The following is an 18824-nucleotide window of genomic DNA, read 5'->3' as shown; positions in this document are numbered from 1 at the left end:
GAATTAAAAACTTGAATTGAACGGATTTTTTCTAAATTTGACTATGCACAAACTTAAAGACAATTTACTCGTAAAAGTTATTCTAGCCATTGTACTCGGAATTGTACTCGGTGGAATTATCCCAGAAGCTGTTGGTCGTATTTTTATGACTTTCAATGATTTTTTTAGCGAATTACTTAACTTTTTAATTCCATTGATTATTGTTGGATTAATCGTTCCATCGATTGGAAGATTAGGACAAACAGCCGGAAAATTATTATTAGCAACTGTTTTAATCGCTTACGGATCAACCATTTTTTCAGGATTATTAGGCTATTCTGTAAGTATGTCTGTATTTCCAAATTTATTAGAACATCAAACTGGTCAAATTAATTTAGCCGAAAAAGCAAAAGAATTTGCACCGTACTTTTCGATAGAATTTCCTCCATTATTTGGTGTAATGCCAGGTTTAGTTTTTTCATTTCTTTTCGGAATCGGATTATCACGATTAAAAGATTCAACTTCTGGGAAATTTGCAGATGATTTCGAATCAATTATTACGTATTTAATTCAAAATTTAATCATTCCATTATTACCAATATTCATTTTCGGAATCTTCTTGAACATGTCATATTCAGGGCAAGTTGTAACAATTATGAACGTATTCCTTAAAATAATTGGTGTAATTTTCGTGCTACATGTTTTCTTGTTAGTGCTTCAATTTACAATTGCCGGAATTATCGCAAAAAAGAATCCTTTCACTATGTTGAAATTGATGTTACCAGCGTATTTCACAGCCTTAGGAACACAATCTTCTGCGGCTACAATTCCTGTAACAATTGCGCAAGTAAAGAAAATTGGAGTTCGCGACGAAATTGCCAATTTCGCAGTGCCGTTGTGTGCGACAATTCATTTATCTGGTTCGATGTTAAAAATCGTTTGTTGTTGTATAGCATTGATGTTAATCCAAGGAATGGAAATTGATTTTGTTCAATTTTTAGGATTTATCATGATGCTTGGAATTGCAATGGTTGCAGCTCCTGGAGTTCCTGGTGGAGCGATTATGGCAGCAATTGGTATTATTGCTTCTATGTTAGGATTTAATGCAGAAAATCAAGCTTTGATGATTGCACTTTATATCGCAATGGATAGTTTTGGAACAGCAGGAAATGTAACTGGAGACGGTGCGATTGCTGTAACGTTGAATAAATTATTCAAGAAAGAAGTTCAATAAAAAATAAAATATTAATTCAAAAAAAAAGAGTTCCAAAAAATATTGGAACTCTTTTTCGTTTTAAGAATATTTAAATGAAGAATGTTTTTAATTTATTGTAATCCAATTCCACCACCATTTTGCTCAGTTTTATTCTGTTGAGCTTCAGTTCTTGATTTTACCTTACCACCGAAGTTGTAATTAAATCCTAAATAAAATGTTCTTGATTCCCATTTGAATTTTGCAAAACCTTCGTATGGATTATCCATATTAACACGTGCTTTCATTGTATTGAAAATATCATTTACACGAGCTGAAAATGATGCTTTTCCTTGCATAAAACTATATTTTATTCCTAAGTCCATACGCCACATATCTAACATTTCTCCTTGTAAAAATTTAGTTTTACCTCTAAAGAATCCAAATTGTTGTAAACTTAATTGTTTTGTTAATGTATAAGTATTATTCATTCTCAATGACAATGTATTCGCTGTAATTTTCTTAACAACAGGATTATTATTTTCATCCTCTATAACACTTTGCATTTCTGATGAAGTAAAATCTCCGGCAAGATAAGTACTCATCCATTTAGTTAATTTATAGTTCCAGCTTGCTTCAACTCCATAACTATTCACTTTATCATAGTTCATATTATATTGTATAAAAGCTGATTCTACTTCTGGATCTTTTTTGAAAGTCTGAATAATATTATCAGTTACATGACGGTAAAATAAATTTCCTGAAATTGATCCTTTTTTCAATTGTTTCAAATACCCTAATTCAATTGAGTTTGTATATTCTGGATTAAGTTCTGGATTACCTTTACTTGACATTAAAGCTGTCGTAAACTGAGGTACAGGTGTTAACTGATACATTCCTGGACGATCAATTCTTCTACTATAGTTAAATGATAATTGATCCTTTTCTGTCAAATCATATGTTAAGAAAGCAGATGGAAATAAATCTGTATAATCTTTTTTCAAAGTTCCAGAGTTGTTAGGCGCAAATAACCAATTTCCATCATCCTCTACACGTTCTAATCTCAATCCTATTTGAGCTCCGAATTTGTTAAATTTTTGTTTATAATTCGCGTAACCCGAGAAGAATTTACGCTCAAATTCAAAATCAACATTTGGATTAAAGTTTACAGCATTTTCAGTAATTACATCTGTAGATCTTAAAATATTATCATTCGTTTCTCTTCTGAATTGTAAACCTGCTTCTAATTTTCCAGCATCTTTTATTTGATTCGTATAATCTAAATTGATTCGAGTATTCGTTGTTTTATCATTTCGATATTCTTGATAGAACTTACTTTTTGGGTATGTGTTGGTGTAATCTCTATCATCATCTTCTTTACTTGTCGAATAAAATGCATCCAAAATAATATTATGATCTTCTTTTTTGAAATCATGTTTGAAGTTTAAACTATAATCCGAACTTTTTGAATCTGACCAAATATCATTTCTATTCAATTCATTTTTTACACCTTGTAAAATATTTGTATTAATTAACGCATTATGATCTCCATTCCATTGATTTGTATAAACTGTCAATGCATTTTGATCATTAATAAACCAGTCAAAACCTGCTTTATAAGATAAATTTCTATTTTTATTATTCTGAATATCAAACAACTGATCAATTTGATCATCATAATTACGTCCAATACCATTTTGTTTTGATGGACGATCAGCGTAATTAATATTTCCAAATAAATTGAACTTTCCTACATTCACATTTGTATTCAATGATGTATTAAAACGGCTTTTATTTCCTTGTTCATAACCAGCAATCAAACCAACATTATACCCTTTTTTCTGTCCTTTTACCAATACGATATTAATGATTCCAGATTTTCCATCAGCTTCATATTTAGCAGACGGATTTGTGATAATTTCAATTCGTTGAATTTGATTAGAAGGAATTTGTTTCAGTAATTGAGCTGCAGATTGAGACGACGGCTTACCATCTACATAAACTTTTACATTTTCATTTCCTCTCAACGATAAAGCACCTGATTGTTGGTCAACATTAACTGAAGGAATATTATTCAGAACCGATGCAGCGTCTGTACCAGCAGAAACTAAATCGTTCCCCACTTCTACAACACGTTTATCTATTTCATTACGATATTGTGAAGTTTGCGCACGAACAAATGCTCCTTTCAGTTCAACTGTTTCGGCTTTTTCTGCTTGTAAAATGATGTTACCTAAATTTAACTCACCTCCTTTTACTTCTGCAGTTGTTACAGATTGTTGATAACCAAATTCTGTAATCACCAAACGATAACTTCCGTCTTCTAAATCTGGAATCTCGAATGTTCCGTCTGCATTCGCATACACTTCATCGAATAATTCTTTTGAATCTGCTTTATAAATCTGAATAGCAGCCATACCAACCGCTTCATTTTTTGCATTTTCAATCTTTCCTTTCACAGGATGTTGTTCCTGCGAGAATCCGTAAATAGAGCAAACGGAGAAAAGAATAGCTAAAGTAAATTTGTTTAATCTCATAGTTAATATTTTTTTTCAATAGTACTATGTTTTACATAATACATAATAAGAGTTGTCCGTACTTTTTCCTAATTAGACGTTTAAAAAAATGTTTTGTTACAAAATATTTAAACTTTTTTTTAATTTTTCAAGTACTATGTTTTGCATAATACGTAAACCTAATCGTTGGATGATTTTACTAATAAGACGCAACAACTTCAATAATGTTACAAGAATTTTTAATTTTTTTTAAAATTTTTTTCCTCGACTGAAAAACTTACATTTATCATTCAATTAATATTAATCAAAAAATTGCTAAAACATTGAGTTCAATTGTCATATTAGGTGCGGGAAATGTTGCGTTTCACTTAACTCGTGCATTAATCGAAAACACTTGCAATGTTCGACAAATTTTCAATAGAACATTAGAACACGCTAGAGAAATCGGAGAAGCAAATAGAATTTCGTATACCGATAAAATTTCTGAAATAGAAAAAGCAGACATTTATATTATTGCGAGTGCAGATTCTGGAATCGAAGAGTTTTCTCATTATATTCCGTATGATGATGTTTTGGTTGTACATACTTCTGGTTCGTCTCCAATGTTTGTTCTGAAAGGCGATTACCGAAAAGGCGTTTTTTATCCGTTGCAAACTTTTTCGAAAGAAAGAACAATGCGTTATGATAATATTCCGTTTTTTATCGAAGCCGAAAATCCTGAGGATTTAAAGACGTTGAATGATTTAGGAAATCGAATTTCAAACGAAGTTCACGAACTTAATTTTGCAAGTAGAATGCAAGTGCATATGACAGGTGTTTGGGCAAATAATTTTGTCAATCATTTATATTATATCGCAGGAAATATTTGTGAGCAAAACAATGTTCCGTTCGATGTTTTGTTGCCTCTTATTCAGGAAACAGCAAATAAAGTAATCGAAATGAGTCCAAAAGATGCGCAAACTGGTCCAGCAAAACGTGGAGATCAAGTGATTATTGATCGTCATTTAGAGGCCTTACAAGATGATTCGAGATTATTACAGATTTACCAAATATTGACAGATTCAATCAAACGAGTTTACGAAAAATGATAAGTTATAAAGAAAAACTAAATAACATTAAAACCGTTATTTTAGATGTAGATGGAGTTTTGACAGATGGAAATTTAATTTTATTACCAACTGGCGAAATGGTGAGAACAATGAATACGCGCGATGGTTATGCAATGCAATTAGCCATCAAACAAGGAATACGAATTGCGGTGATTACAGGCGGAAGAGATGAAGCTGTTGTGAATCGTTTAAAATATTTAGGCTTAACAGATATTTACGTGAACAAACGTGATAAAGTAGAAGCTTTTGAAGATTTACTTTTTTCTTATGGATTAGATCCTGATGAAATCGCTTATATGGGCGATGATTATCCAGATTTGGCCGTGATGAATTTAGTTGGATTATCAGCTTGTCCTAACGATGCGTGTATGGATGTGCGCAAAGCTTCGGAATATATTTCACCAGAAAACGGTGGAAAAGGTTGTGTTCGCGATTTATTAGAACAAATCTTGAAAGTTCAAAACAAATGGTATAATGCAGAAGAAGTTGCTTCTGTATAAAAGAATTTGAAATGTTATTAACAGAAAAATTAAAAGATACCAATATCATTTTGGCATCACAATCGCCAAGAAGAAAAGAACTTTTAGCTGGATTGGGATTACAATTTTCGACAATTTCACTGGATATTGACGAAACATTTGATCGCAACGAATTCAAGAAAGAACAAATCACCGAATATCTTTCCGCTAAAAAAGCCAAAGCTTATACGAATATTCAACCAAATGATTTGATTATAACATCGGATACAACTGTTTGGGTAGAAGATGAATCGTTAGAAAAAGCTTCGAATAGAGAAGAAGCTTACGAGATGATTAAAAAATTAAGCGGAAAAACACATTCTGTTTATACATCGGTTACGATTCGTTCTGTAGAGAAAGAAGTTACTTTTTCGGACGAAACACAAGTAACTTTTGCTGATTTGACAGATGAAGAAATTTATTTCTACATTGATAATTACAAACCTTTTGATAAAGCGGGTGCTTACGGTGTACAGGAATGGATTGGTTATATTGGTGTGGACAATATGAATGGAAGTTATTTCAATGTAATGGGACTTCCTACACACAAGCTATATAAAGAATTAGTAAAATTCTAAACATATCATCCAGCTTCGGCTGGATTTTTTTATTCTACAATTATCGTATTTTTGTTTTTCTAAAAAATCAATTTTATGAAGGTCGGTTTATATTTTGGATCATTCAATCCTATTCATGTCGGACATTTAATTATTGCCAATCATTTTCAACAATTCACCGATTTGGATCAGGTTTGGTTTGTGGTTTCGCCTCAAAATCCATTGAAGAAAAAAAGTTCTTTAGCAAATGAATATGATCGATTAGAAATGGTGGAACTAGCCATTAAAGATTATCCTAATCTTCGTGCGTCGAACATCGAATTTACGTTACCGAAACCTTCGTACACAATTGATACATTAATTCATCTAAACGAAAAATTTCCTGAGCATAACTTTGCACTGATTATGGGTTCTGATAATTTGGATGGAATTTCAAAATGGAAAAATACCGAGATTTTAATGCGCGATTATCAATTGTTTGTTTATCCGCGTCCTGGTTATTCGCAAGAAGAAAATTTGGATAATGTCGAAATGGTGGAAGCGCCTTTGATGGAAATTTCTTCTACATTTATCCGAAATGCAATCAAAGATGGAAAAAATATCAAACCAATGTTACCTCCAAAAGTTTGGGAATATCTTGATGGAAGTAATTTGTATGGATGAATTTAATTTGAAAATGTGAGAATTTCTAATTTAATAAAATGGTTCGGTATTGTTTTTTTACCAATTGTATTTGTATTCATTATTTTCGGTTTAATAAAAGACATTACCAAATCTGAAAATGATTTTAAATTAAATCAAGGTATAATTTCTGAAATAGGAATAACAGAAAGAATTAGTAAAGGAACTTCTCATAGAAGCATTACAACAAAAACTGATGTATTCTATGTGAAAATTAAAAATGATAACAATAAATATTCTTATTTTGACAGATTTTCAAATAATTATCAATCAATAATACATGAATTAAAAATTGGTGACTTTGTAAAAATTTATAATGAAGGAATTGATAAAAATCAAAATACAATTTCTATCATTCAGTTAGAAAAAGGCAATCAAATTTTAATTTCAAAATCTATTCATAATAAAAGAAATTATTTTATCATTATAGCTTTTTTAGCATTTCTAATCTTATATGTAATAATAATTTATCGAAAATTAAAAAATCATGACAAAACAAGCTACTATAAATAATTTAGAAGAATTAGTTCATTTATTTGATGGGTATCGTCAATTTTATGATAAGGAATCTGATGTAAAAGCAGCGGAAAAATTTCTAGAAGCCAGAATTGTAAATGACGAATCGGTTATCTTTTTAGCTTATAACAAAGACGAAAAAGCAGTTGGTTTCGTACAATTATTTCCTTCATTTTCATCTACTCGAATGAAACGTTTCTGGATTTTGAATGATTTATTTGTTTCACCAGAATTTCGCGGACAAGGTTTTTCAAGAGAATTGATAGAAGAAGCAAAAAATCTGTGTCGCAAAACAGATGCTTGTGCAATGTTGTTAGAAACAAGTGTTACGAATGATATTGGAAATTCATTATATCCAAGTGCTGGATTTCAATTGCGTGATGATGCAAATTTTTATGAATGGGAAGTTTAACCAAATTGACGTTTCAATTCGTAGATAATATCTTCTAAACCATTTAATTTTATTTCATAAACAGTGGATAAAAGAATTCCTAATTTCCCTTTCGGAAAACCACCTTTACCAACAAACCATTCCAAATAAGAAACAGGTAAATCGCACAACAATCGCCCTTCGTATTTACCGAAAGGCATTTTAGTTGTGACAATTTCTTTTAATATTTCGGGACGAAATCCTTCCATTATTTTGTTACAGTTCCTTTGTACGTTGACATTCCATCTTTGAAATTCTTGGCATTTTTGAAACCTTTTTCTTGCATTTTTTCTGTTGCTAATTTTGCTCTAACACCAGATTTGCAATAAATGAAATAATTCTTTTTTGTATCTAATTTCTGAATTTCTTCTTCGAAATTTGGATTTTTCACGTCTATATTTACCGCTCCAGGAACATGACCTTCAGCAAACTCTTTAGGTGTACGAACGTCTAACAAAACATTCTTTTTACTCTTGAAATTAATTTCATTTACATTATCTAATGTCGAAGTTATTTCTTCTATTTTCGCTTCTTTTCCTTCTAAACTTGACGAATTGCTTGCACAAGAACCTAAAAAAAGTGTTCCTGCAATCATTGCAACTCCTAAAATTTTATTTACCATTATATTGATTCATTGTATTACCTAATCCTTGAAAAATAAACGACAAAACTGCATCAGCAGCCAAATTCAATCGTTCATTCATTTTTTCATTTTCTTCTGCCGACCAATCGCCTAACACATAATCCACTTGTTTACCTTCCGAAAACTCATTTCCTACACCAAAGCGTAATCGCGCATAATTTTGTCCGCCAACTTTATTTTGAATATCCTTCAAACCATTGTGTCCACCATCGCTACCTTTTCCACGCATACGAATTGTTCCGAAAGGCAAGTTCAAATCATCTGTAATGACAAAAATATTTTCTAACGAAATATTTTCTTTTTTCATCCAAAAACGAACCGCATCTCCACTCAAATTCATGTATGTATTTGGTTTTAACAACGTAACTGGACGCGCTTTATATTTAAACTGTGCTACTTCACCAAAATTTGATGGTGAAAATTTAGCATCAACTTTTTTAGCAACTTCTTCAACAACCTTGAAACCAATATTATGACGAGTATTTTCGTATTGAGCACCAATATTACCAAGCCCAATAATCAGATATTTTTGCATGAAACAAAATTACATCTTTTTGCAATGATTAGAAATAAATATTTACCTTTGCTTTAAAGTCTACTGAATTGGTATAGATTTTGTAAATACATGAAATCGATAAAAAATTATCATGAGAAAAATAATTAGCGTTTTAATATTATTTGTTGGAATTAATGCATTTTCGCAAAACATTCCGTCAGTAATGAAAACTGAATTTCCTGCAACAGCTTTGCAAGATAGCGTAGTTGATTTAGAAGGAAATTCGGCGACCATCGAAAAAGTTTTTTCGAACTATAAAGGAAAAATTGTCTTGTTGGATTTATGGGCAACTTGGTGTGGAGATTGTATCAAAAACATGCCAGCTTTGAAATCTTTGCACGAAAAAAATCCTGACGTAACCTTTGTTTACCTTTCAATGGACAAGAATGAGGAAGCTTGGAAAAATGGTATTAAAAAATATCAGATTGAAGGTCAACACTTTTACTTAGGAAACAACTGGAAAGGCAATTTTGGCACAGGGATTGATTTAAATTGGATACCAAGATATTTGGTTCTTGATCAAAATGGAAAAATTGCAGATTATTACAGCGTAAAAGCTGATGATCCTAAAGTTCAAGAAACAATTGATCGTTTAAGAAATAAGAAATAAATAGTTTATAGTTTACCAACCAAATGGTGATTGAAATTAAAAAATCAATCACCATTTTCTTTTATTAATCATTAGAAATCAATATCTTTCATAGAATAAAAATAAATATTCTATAATTTTTTATAGATCATTTTTTGTATCAAACTTTTAGTTATTATTGCATTGATTTTAATACCCTTTTTATTTATATGAAAATATGCTTCGTAATGTATCCTTGGGACAAGGTTGAACCAGGAAAAGACACCACTATGCGAATTATTAAAGAATGCGTAGATCGTGGATTTGAAGTATCCTATTTAACAAAAAAAGATATCTCTATTGCCAAAGGCAAAGTTGTAGGAAACTGCAAAAAGATGATAACTACAGAAACAAATGATTGTGTTGAGTTTTATCACACCATGAAATTTGAAAGTAGTATAAAAGATTTGACCGAATTTGATATAATTTTTATGAGAGCCGACCCACCAATTGATCCGCTTTTGTTGAATATGTTAGAATTAATCGAAGATAAAGTTTTCTTCGTCAATAAAATTTCGGGATTACGTAAAGCAAATAATAAAATATACGCCGCATCTTTTGATGATGGTCAAGAAACAATTGTTCCTCAAACACTTATTACAAAAGATATTGATTTGATAAAATCGTTTGTAGAAGAAAATAATTTCGAGAAATTTATCATCAAACCTTTAGACGGAATGGGTGGTAAAGGTGTTATACTTTTCGAACGAAAAAATATTGGTAACTTAAGCTCGATTTGCGATTTTTATATCAATCATACCGGATATTCTCAGCCTATTATTTGTCAAAATTATATAGAAGGTGCAGAAAAAGGTGATGTTCGCGCTATTGTGATTAATGGTGAACCGATTGGTGCAATTATGCGTGTTCCTGCAGAAGGTGACCACCGTTCTAATATTTCGGCTGGTGGTTCTGCGATTAGACACGAAATGAGTGAACATGAGTTAGATTTATGCCGTAAAATAGGAAAACAATTAAATGAAGATGGAATTTATTTTTGCGGAATTGATTTGATTAACGGAAAAATGGTTGAGCTAAATGTCGTAAGTCCTGGAGGAATTGTTCCTCACAATAATGTAAACAATAACAACGAAATTCAGAAACAAATCGTATCGATGTTATTGGAGAAATATAAAGAATTTAAAGCATGAAATCCATAAGTATACAGCAAATTTTAGATAATATTGAGAACGAAATTGTATTTGAAGCTTATGCAGAAGACGAATCATTCAAAATAAAAATTGACGAATACATTCCTTACGTTTGTGCAGCTATTCACGATGGTGGACAAATGCGTGACGATATTCGCGAAAAATGTTTATTGAGTAATTATGAGCGTTGGTATGAAGAAGATCCACATACTGCTGAGTTTGTTGAGACTTTTCCAATCTTAATTCAAGGTTGCGATTCTCGATTTGAATACGATTTGAACCGTGGTCCAGAAACTGCTGTGTACGAAGAAGCTTGGGGAAAACAGGTTTGGAAAGAACCTTTGTCGGTTTCTCAAAAACAAAAAAGTATTGCAAAACATCACGCCTTTTATGAAGTTTTAGAAGCTTTAATCAACAAGCTTGAAACTAAATTTAAGTCATGTTTGGTTTATGATATTCATTCGTACAATTGGAAACGTTGGGATCGTCCGGTTCCTGTCTTCAACATTGGTGCGGAGCGAATTGACAACGAACGTTACGGAAACTATGTAGAAAGTTGGCGCGATGAATTGGCGAATATTGAGTTAGAAAATATTCACAATTATTCAGCGATTAACGATGTATTTTATGGACGCGGTTATTTGTTAGAATTTGTTACAAATCGATTCAAAAATACGTTGGTTTTAGCGACAGAAGTTTCAAAAATTTATTGTGATGAATTAACAGGAGAATCTTTTCCAGAAATTATTAACCAAATTAAAGAAGGTTTTAAATCAGCGATTCTTAACCACGCTTATGAGTTTGTAAAAACGGAAACAACGTACAAAGTAGGTTCTAAGCAAGTAAATATTTTGCACAATGAATTAGAATCTGACTTGGTTAAAATTGATAAACAATTGTGCCAATTGGTTCAGAATTTTGAATTGTTAAGTGTTATCAATCCGATCAATTTAGAATTTGAAAAGAAGAAATTTTTAGCTTCAAAATATACATACGAACCACAATTTAAATACAATCCGCTTAACATTGATCCATTCGAATTTAAACGAAAATTATCGAATATTAAAGTCGAAAAAATCAATGATATTAGTATTCAAAATATGTATGTTAACACGATTAACGCTTATTTTGATAAGGTCGATTTATTAGCCAATCTTGGTACGGATAAATTTTTATACAATTCGTTGCGTTACTTTGGCGAACCATCCAAAAAAGATATCGAAAACGCGAACTTTATCCTTTATTGTCCTGAATTTAGAATGGATAAACAAGGAAATTATACAGAGGAAGAAGTGGTTAATCTTTTTAGAAATGCTACGAATGATTATGGTTTCAAATTTGACATCGAAGTTTCGGATGATATCGCATCAAAAGCACTTGTAATCAATAGCAAGAGAAAAGTTGTGATTAAACGTGGCGTTAAGTTTGACAAACGTTTTACAAATGGTTTAATTGAGCACGAAATTGGAGTTCACATGGTGACAACCATGAATGCGTTGGATCAACCATTAAAAATCTTTAGTATTGGTTTACCTGTAAATACATTAACGCAAGAAGGTTTAGCGATTTTAAGTGAATATTATTCTGATTCTATTAATCATAGCCGACTAAGAGAACTTGGTTTACGCGTTATGGCAGTTCATATGTTGACAAATGGAAAATCATTCAACGAAACATTTATGACCTTGATGGAAGAATACAAAATGCAACCAGAAGATGCATTTTATCTGACAACTCGCGTTTATCGTGGTGGTGGTTTTACAAAAGATGCACTTTACTTGAAAGGTTTGAAAACAATTTTGAATTATGTCGATCAAGGACGTTCTTTGGATAATTTATTGATTGGAAAAACTTCAGTTGAATACATTGATACAATTGACGAATTAGTTGAACGTAAAATGATTAATAAACCAAAATATCATACCAAAATTTTCAAAAAACATCTTGAAAATCCAGAAATCAACCCTATTTTACAATATATTTTTAACGGAATAAAAGATTAAAAAATAAAAACCCACTCAAATTTGAGTGGGTTTTGTGATTAATTCTCTTTCTCAATTCTTTTATCAAAATAGAATAATACAATTCCTAATGCAATAATACCTAAACCAAATAAACTTTCTTTTGGTTTTTGCATCAAAACGAAATAACAGATATATAAACTAAATGCTAAAAATATAGCAGGCAAGATATAAAAGAATTTACTTTTGATAATAGTTAATTGATCTTGTTTGATAAAGAAAGCTGTACAAACTGCTAATGTTGCTAATATTTGTAAAACAAACGATGTATAGGTAAAAATCACTTCAAAATCTCCTGAAAAAATTAGCAAAATACTAATTGCTGTATGCACCCAAATTGCACGAACTGGAATTCTATTTTTGTTCTCTTTCGCCATAAAATTCCACAATTTATTTTCGCGCGCTGTGGCTTGCGTCAAACGAGAACCAATCCACAAATAACCGCTAATCGTCGCAATTAATTGTAAAGCAATAAAGCAACTCACCCATTTTACATTATTTCCAAGCAGATTACCGAACGAAATATTTGCAACATTTTCTTGTCCAGCCAAAGTTCCTGCTGATGCATGTTTCAAGAAAACATAATTTAGCAAAACATAAGAAATCGTGACAAAAATAACGCCTATAAATAGTGCTTTTGGTAAGTTTTGTTTTGGTTGCTCAATTTCTTCTACGATGTATGAAGCCGAATTCCAACCTGTATAAGCAAAAGTAACATAAACCAAAGACGTCGCAAATGCAGGAAGTAACAATTCATTTTTCCAAGTCGAATCAAAAACTACCGCATTTGGCTCAACTGCTGGAGCAAAATAAAAACCTAAAACAATTAAAACAACAATAAATACAACTTTTAGAATAGTAAAAATATTCTGAAATTTACTACTCAAATTTAGACTGAATGATTGAAAAACGGCAACAATCAAAATCATGGCTATTGCAAATTCTTTTCCTAAATCAAACCCGAAAACATTCAAGTATTTTCCCATTGCCAAAGCCGCTAAAGAAATCGGCGCTGAGAAACCAACGAATAAAGAAATCCAACTTGATAAATAACCAAAAACGGGATGAAATGTCCGAGATAAATAAATATAATCTCCTCCTGATTGTTTAAATTTTGAAGCTAATTCCGAATAAATAAATGCGCCAATCAACGCTAACAATCCTCCTATTGACCACAATAATAAGATAGAAGTTGTATTTTTTAAATCAGAAATTTGATAACCCAAACTGGTAAAAACACCTGTTCCGATCATATTCGAAATCACTAAAGCTGCTGCGGTTTTCCAACCAATTTTTGAATGTGCCATACACAAAAAAGTGCCAATTGAATGTTTGAATTTACATTAAAATTGACACTTTGAATATTTTATTATTGATTAAAATTTAAAACTTGCACGTGCAAAATAATACGCTCCTGTCATCCCCATTTGAACTGGCGCATACGGAAAAATTCCATAATAAGAATTCTCATAAACTTGCTTGTCTGGGAAAACATCAAACAAATTATTTGCACCAATTGTAAAGTTGAAATTCTTTGTAATATCATAACCAATCGAAGCATCCGTCACCGCTTTTCCCGTATGTTCTTGGATACTTCCCCAAGGATATCCATCTTTTGTCACTTTTCCGAAATACGTGTTACGCACCATAAAATTGAATCCAGAAATTGCATAATTCAATCCTAAAGTTGCTTTTGTTTTTGGACTTAATGATTCGATAATATTGACTTGATCAGGACCAAAAAATTCTTCCGTTGGAATTGTTAAAGCTGTTGGAAAATGATAACCGACAATTTTTGTTTCGTTGATATTTCCTGATAAACTTGCATTCAATTTTCCTCGACCTAAACGTGTATCATAGGAAATTACTAAATCCAAACCTTTGGTTTCTGTATCAATTGCATTCGTAAAAATACGCGCTGTCGCTACATTATATTTTTCTAAAGCAGGATCTGTGATATCAGAAGTTAAGACAATTCGGTCATCAACTTTTATAAAATATCCATCCAATGTGATGAATAATTTTGAAGTCGGACGAAATGTTAAACCTAAACTTGCATTGATTGATTTTTCTTCTTTCAATTTATCCAAACCAATTTCTTTCGACAATTCAGACTCATTTCGGATAATTCCTTTTGTTACCAAAACTTGATCACCATTATCATTCAAGAATAAATCAGTATATGAATTACTAAAATATTTTTGTTGTAATGAAGGCGCTCTAAATCCTGTCGAAATTGCTCCACGAACCGAATACCCTTTTGCGTATTCATATCGCATCGCTAATTTTCCGTTGATTGTACTTCCAAAATCAGAATAATTTTCGAATCGTCCAGCCAAATCAGCCGTAAAATCTCCAAATTTCAATTCTCCATCTACATAAGCCGCAACTGAGTGACGATCACCTTTTACAACATTCAATGGAGAAAACCCTACAAAAGATTCAGATCCAGAACCTGAATAAGACGCTTCATCTCCAGCTTCAATTTTATATTGTTCAAAACGATATTCTCCTCCAAACGCTAAACTAACATTTTGATTGATTCGTTTCGAAAAATCTAAATTGACTGTATTTTGTAAAAATTGATGTTTCCCAGCGTAAAAATCGGTTGGAGAATTTAAGCCTAATGATTGATTAATTGAATTTTCTAAATCATACTTGAATGAATTTAATCCAAAAGTATTGCTCAAGTCAACTTTCCATCCATCATATGAATAACGTAATCCTGTAGAATTTGAATAATCATTTACATTAGATTTTAACGTTGCTTGAAAACCATTTGGATAAATTTTTAACGCATCTTCAGACAATTCACTTGGCAATCTTCTAAAACCAAATCCATTACCTTGGCGCAACGAAACTCCTCCAAATGAATAAAAATCTAATCGATCATTAATCGCCGTTTCAGCATTTACAAAAAATTGTTGATTCTTGATTGCCGCATCTCCAATTTGAAATCTAAAATCTTTTCTCGAAAGCCCTAAAGCAGCAATTTTAGCGTCATCCACAGCTCTTGCTACATCTGGATCATCTGCAAAATCGTACGCGAAATTATCTCCAAAAATATCTAAATTATGATCTTTCGAGCGATTTGTTTTTTTACGTTCACTTACAACAGCCGAAAAAACAATCGAACCCGATTGTCCTAGTTTCGTTCCATAACTTCCGTTAAAATTGTACGTTTCTCCATCATTTCGAGAAGTCTGACCATACGTCAAAGACGCGTCACCACCTGGTTTAGATTTCAAAACAATATTTACAACTCCCGCAATTGCATCAGAACCATATTGCGCAGCCGCACCATCACGTAAAACTTCAATTTTATCAATTGCTGAAATCGGAATTGCGCCTAAATCTGTTCCTACAGAACCATTTCCAACTGTATTTTGGTAATTCACCAACGAAGTTGTGTGACGTCGTTTTCCATTAATCAAAACCAAAACCTGATCTGGTCCCATTCCACGCAATGTCACAGGATCGATATGCTCCGTTCCATCGGCAGATGATTGACGAACAGAATTAAAAGAAGGAATAACCACATTCAAAATATCATTCACACTCAATTGAGGAGAAGACGTTTTCAATTTCTCAACATCGATAATATCGACAGGAACTGACGAATTAACCACCGTTCTTTCTGATGTACGACCACCGATTAAAATAACTTCGTTAAGATTTGTTTCCTCCTTTTCAACTTCTTGAGCAAAAAGTGTAGATGCGCAAATAAATGCGAATGAAGCAAGTAAAAATTTGTTTCTTTTCATTTTTAATTATCATAAAACTTTCAAGAAACCAACAGATAAAAGTGAAATACTTTTACTCATCTTTCCCTCTAATAGGTTGGATTTAGCACCTTAGATTATAAGTCATCTGGTTGCTAAGGTTTCACAGGGCCAATCCCTCCACCTTTCTTGATAAGTTATGCAAAGGTAATGTTAAAAAATGAAAACGCAAACAATACTCTATCAATTTCATAGAGTTATTGAATTAACAACGAAATATCCAATTCTTGGCTTTCGTCTAAATTCATCATCGCATTGATTCGTTTGAATGATTTAAAATTAACTAAATCTGAAACTTTTATATTTTTCTGAATGATTTCGCCTGATTGTAACAAAGCTTCTCGCATTGTCCCTTTCAACAGAAAAGTTCGTGGCGTGATCCATTGAGAACCGTCAAAAAAAACAATATTCGAATAAATACAATCTGTAATATAATTTGATTTTACCAAGACCAAATCATCTGTTTTTGACTCTTTTAAATATTCATCAAAAAACCAACGATCTAAATATTTGTAGGAATAATCAATTTTATTTTCGATCTCAAAAAGTTGAATACTTTCAATGGGTTTGATTTGATACGATTGAAATTCTACCGATTGAATTTCACGATCATAAACAATTCTAACTTTATATTTTTCGTCCGTTAAATCTGTCGGAAACTTAATAATTTCGTCCAATAAAATCGGATTGATTTCAGTAAAATTATCATTTCTTGTTCGATCAAATCTCGCTTGATGAAATTCTAAATTTCGAAGTTGTTTGTTTACACAACAAATCGATTCAATAAATTGGAACATACACTTTTTGTATTAATTCTTCGTACTCTGCTTTTGCCTTACTTTTTGCTGTTATTCCTCCTCCACTCTTGAAAAATAATTCACCTTGATTATTTTCGATGAAACGAATCATCACAGCACTATCAAGATTTTCGCCATCAAAAACACCAAAAACTCCTGTATAAAAATTTCGATGATACTTCTCGGCTTCTAAAATAATTTCAACGGTTTTCTTTTTGGGCGCACCGCAAATAGAACCAGCAGGTAAAAGTTGATCGAAAATCGTTCCTAAATTTTGACTATAATCATCATTCAAATCGCCTTTTATCTCAGAACTTACTTGCAAAAGTGTTGCATCATTTGTCTTCACCTCATCCATGTAGCGATAATTTATCACCTCAACATTTTCGGAAACAAGACTCAAATCATTTCTGATTAAATCGACAATTGTTGCATGTTCGGCAGCTTCTTTTTTATCATTCAAAATAAGTTGCTTCGCATTTAGAATCGAGGCATCAATGGTTCCTTTCATTGGATTTGAAAAGATTTTTTGATCTTCAATTTTCACAAAACGTTCGGGAGAAAAACAAACAAATTCGTTTTTATATTTCAATTTATATTTTGCTTCAGAAAACTGAAAAACTTCATCTAAAGTCAAATCTGTTTCAATTTTTGTTGGAAGCGTTAAATTCGTTAAATATGAATTTCCAAACAAAAGATTATCGTGAACATAATTGAATTTTGGCAAATATTCGTCGAAAGAAATCGGGAATTTATTGAATTTAAAATCTTTCTGAAAAGATTCTTTTTTTGTTGAATCTACTTCAAATTTTATCTCATCAGGTAATTCATTTAACGGAACTACTTCTCCATTTTCTTTCAAAAAATCGATCATAAAAAAAAAGGGAACTTTTGCAGCTCCCAATTCATTCATTTTCGTAAAAATCGAATGCTTTGCTAACATTCGATAAAATTAATATTATTCTTGGTTTGTACCAAGTAGATCAATTTCTGTTTTTTCATCATCTGTCAAAATCATATCTTTTAACATAAAATAAACCATCATATAGCCAATTGGATAAGTTGCTAACGCACCTACATAACAAGCAATAGCTCCTATTGAAGCAACCAGACTAACAACAATAGCTATTAGAACCATCCACCAAAAATTCTTTTTTACGATTGCATAAGAAGTTTTCATTGCGTCAATAGCGCTCATATTTCCATAATGAATAAGATACGGAGCCAGATAAATGCACGCTTGTAGGAATAATAAAAATATCGTCGCCACTAAGATATATAACATACCGAAAAGTGATGAACCAATCATTAATGCTGGATTTACATTTTCGGGATCATTAAACATAAGTGGTAAAAAAGAAAAAATAATATAAGGCGACAAAACGACAAGCGAAACTCCCATAACGATAAGCGTTAAAAGGAAATAGCTTCCTATATTTTTGAAACCTCCAAAAAATTCACCCAATTCTAATGACATTTTGTTTTCTGCACGTTCTGCACCAATCATAAATCCCATTATAAGTGGATACATCACAAAAAGAAATCCGATTACAGTGAAGGAAGTAAACATATAAATAATAGCTGCAACAAGAGCATAAATAACAAATGGCTGCCAATTATTTTGAAAAAGTTCTAATGATTGATTGAAATATTTCCCGATATCAAATTGGAATTTATTGTTTTTGTAATATTCAATTTTGTTGTAGTCTAATGTTTTCATCTTAACGTTGGTTTAATTGAAATTAATG

The 18824-nt window shown here is 31.6% G+C and carries 19 protein-coding genes and 1 riboswitch; of the genes, 10 read left to right on the top strand and 9 right to left on the bottom strand.

What is annotated here, in order from left to right:
* Positions 1–43 precede the first annotated feature (43 nt).
* On the top strand, positions 44–1213 hold the full coding sequence (locus tag B4E95_RS05765) for a dicarboxylate/amino acid:cation symporter (protein ID WP_291090622.1): 1170 nt from the start codon (positions 44–46) through the stop codon (positions 1211–1213).
* Positions 1214–1305: 92 nt separating this feature from the next.
* On the opposite strand, the gene B4E95_RS05760 is transcribed toward B4E95_RS05765, so the two are convergent.
* Positions 1306–3708: a TonB-dependent receptor domain-containing protein gene (locus tag B4E95_RS05760; protein WP_291090620.1), complete on the bottom strand. Its 2403-nt coding sequence runs from the start codon at positions 3706–3708 to the stop codon at positions 1306–1308.
* Between the two features lie 302 nt (positions 3709–4010).
* Here B4E95_RS05760 and B4E95_RS05755 point away from each other — a divergent pair, with 302 nt between their 5' ends.
* The 6 genes from B4E95_RS05755 to B4E95_RS05730 all read left to right on the top strand — a co-directional run bounded on the left by B4E95_RS05755 (position 4011) and on the right by B4E95_RS05730 (position 7480).
* The gene (locus tag B4E95_RS05755; protein ID WP_291053100.1) at positions 4011–4775 is read left to right on the top strand and encodes a Rossmann-like and DUF2520 domain-containing protein; all 765 of its coding nucleotides are present in this window, start codon (positions 4011–4013) and stop codon (positions 4773–4775) included.
* Positions 4772–5296 (top strand): KdsC family phosphatase, encoded by a 525-nt coding sequence (locus B4E95_RS05750; protein ID WP_286479257.1) that lies wholly within the window; start codon positions 4772–4774, stop codon positions 5294–5296. Before B4E95_RS05755 ends, B4E95_RS05750 begins: the two co-directional genes overlap by 4 nt.
* Positions 5297–5307: 11 nt before the next feature.
* On the top strand, positions 5308–5892 hold the full coding sequence (locus B4E95_RS05745; RefSeq protein ID WP_291053095.1) for a Maf family nucleotide pyrophosphatase: 585 nt from the start codon (positions 5308–5310) through the stop codon (positions 5890–5892).
* A 75-nt stretch (positions 5893–5967) separates the two neighbouring features.
* Positions 5968–6534: a nicotinate (nicotinamide) nucleotide adenylyltransferase gene (gene nadD, locus B4E95_RS05740; RefSeq protein WP_291053093.1), complete on the top strand. Its 567-nt coding sequence runs from the start codon at positions 5968–5970 to the stop codon at positions 6532–6534.
* A gap of 15 nt (positions 6535–6549) precedes the next feature.
* The gene (locus B4E95_RS05735) at positions 6550–7065 is read left to right on the top strand and encodes a hypothetical protein (RefSeq protein ID WP_291053091.1); all 516 of its coding nucleotides are present in this window, start codon (positions 6550–6552) and stop codon (positions 7063–7065) included.
* On the top strand, positions 7040–7480 hold the full coding sequence (locus tag B4E95_RS05730; RefSeq protein ID WP_291090618.1) for a GNAT family N-acetyltransferase: 441 nt from the start codon (positions 7040–7042) through the stop codon (positions 7478–7480). Before B4E95_RS05735 ends, B4E95_RS05730 begins: the two co-directional genes overlap by 26 nt.
* Here the strand turns inward: B4E95_RS05730 and B4E95_RS05725 are convergent.
* The 3 genes from B4E95_RS05725 to pth are packed head-to-tail and all read right to left on the bottom strand — an operon-like array spanning position 7477 to position 8676.
* Positions 7477–7707, bottom strand: a complete 231-nt coding sequence (locus tag B4E95_RS05725) for a DUF3820 family protein (RefSeq protein ID WP_038336390.1) — start codon at positions 7705–7707, stop codon at positions 7477–7479. The genes B4E95_RS05730 and B4E95_RS05725 overlap by 4 nt on opposite strands.
* Entirely contained in the window at positions 7707–8120 is a 414-nt protein-coding gene (locus B4E95_RS05720) for a rhodanese-like domain-containing protein (RefSeq protein WP_291053088.1), read from the bottom strand. The genes B4E95_RS05725 and B4E95_RS05720 overlap by 1 nt, the downstream gene beginning before the upstream one ends.
* On the bottom strand, positions 8110–8676 hold the full coding sequence (gene pth, locus B4E95_RS05715) for an aminoacyl-tRNA hydrolase (protein WP_038336392.1): 567 nt from the start codon (positions 8674–8676) through the stop codon (positions 8110–8112). The genes B4E95_RS05720 and pth overlap by 11 nt, the downstream gene beginning before the upstream one ends.
* 112 nt (positions 8677–8788) lie before the next feature.
* On the opposite strand from pth, the gene B4E95_RS05710 reads away from it, so the two are divergent.
* The 3 genes from B4E95_RS05710 to B4E95_RS05700 all read left to right on the top strand — a co-directional run bounded on the left by B4E95_RS05710 (position 8789) and on the right by B4E95_RS05700 (position 12479).
* Positions 8789–9307 carry a TlpA family protein disulfide reductase gene (locus tag B4E95_RS05710; protein WP_286495151.1) on the top strand — a complete coding sequence of 173 codons (519 nt, stop codon included), beginning with the start codon at positions 8789–8791 and terminating at the stop codon, positions 9305–9307.
* A 188-nt stretch (positions 9308–9495) separates the two neighbouring features.
* Positions 9496–10476 carry a glutathione synthase gene (gene gshB / locus B4E95_RS05705; RefSeq protein ID WP_286495152.1) on the top strand — a complete coding sequence of 327 codons (981 nt, stop codon included), beginning with the start codon at positions 9496–9498 and terminating at the stop codon, positions 10474–10476.
* Entirely contained in the window at positions 10473–12479 is a 2007-nt protein-coding gene (locus B4E95_RS05700; RefSeq protein WP_286495153.1) for a flavohemoglobin expression-modulating QEGLA motif protein, read from the top strand. Before gshB ends, B4E95_RS05700 begins: the two co-directional genes overlap by 4 nt.
* Positions 12480–12517: 38 nt before the next feature.
* Here B4E95_RS05700 and B4E95_RS05695 read toward each other — a convergent pair whose 3' ends face one another.
* The 5 genes from B4E95_RS05695 to B4E95_RS05675 form a co-directional block, all read right to left on the bottom strand.
* Positions 12518–13804, bottom strand: a complete 1287-nt coding sequence (locus tag B4E95_RS05695) for an APC family permease (RefSeq protein ID WP_219033802.1) — start codon at positions 13802–13804, stop codon at positions 12518–12520.
* 69 nt (positions 13805–13873) lie between these two features.
* A complete protein-coding gene (locus B4E95_RS05690) occupies positions 13874–16261 on the bottom strand; it encodes a TonB-dependent receptor plug domain-containing protein (RefSeq protein ID WP_221855632.1) in 2388 nt (795 codons plus the stop codon).
* Positions 16262–16314: 53 nt separating this feature from the next.
* Positions 16315–16418, bottom strand: a riboswitch (SAM riboswitch).
* 58 nt (positions 16419–16476) lie between these two features.
* Complete coding sequence (locus B4E95_RS05685) at positions 16477–17076, bottom strand: aminotransferase class IV (protein WP_114998715.1); 600 nt, start codon at positions 17074–17076, stop codon at positions 16477–16479.
* Positions 17060–18019, bottom strand: a complete 960-nt coding sequence (locus B4E95_RS05680) for an aminodeoxychorismate synthase component I (protein ID WP_291090616.1) — start codon at positions 18017–18019, stop codon at positions 17060–17062. The genes B4E95_RS05685 and B4E95_RS05680 overlap by 17 nt, the downstream gene beginning before the upstream one ends.
* A gap of 15 nt (positions 18020–18034) precedes the next feature.
* Entirely contained in the window at positions 18035–18796 is a 762-nt protein-coding gene (locus B4E95_RS05675; protein ID WP_291090614.1) for a hypothetical protein, read from the bottom strand.
* Positions 18797–18824 lie beyond the last annotated feature (28 nt).

It is taken from the genome of Empedobacter sp. UBA7494 (assembly GCF_002478465.1).
GTDB classification, from domain to species: domain Bacteria; phylum Bacteroidota; class Bacteroidia; order Flavobacteriales; family Weeksellaceae; genus Empedobacter; species Empedobacter falsenii_B.
This window is presented reverse-complemented; position numbering and strand designations above follow the sequence as displayed.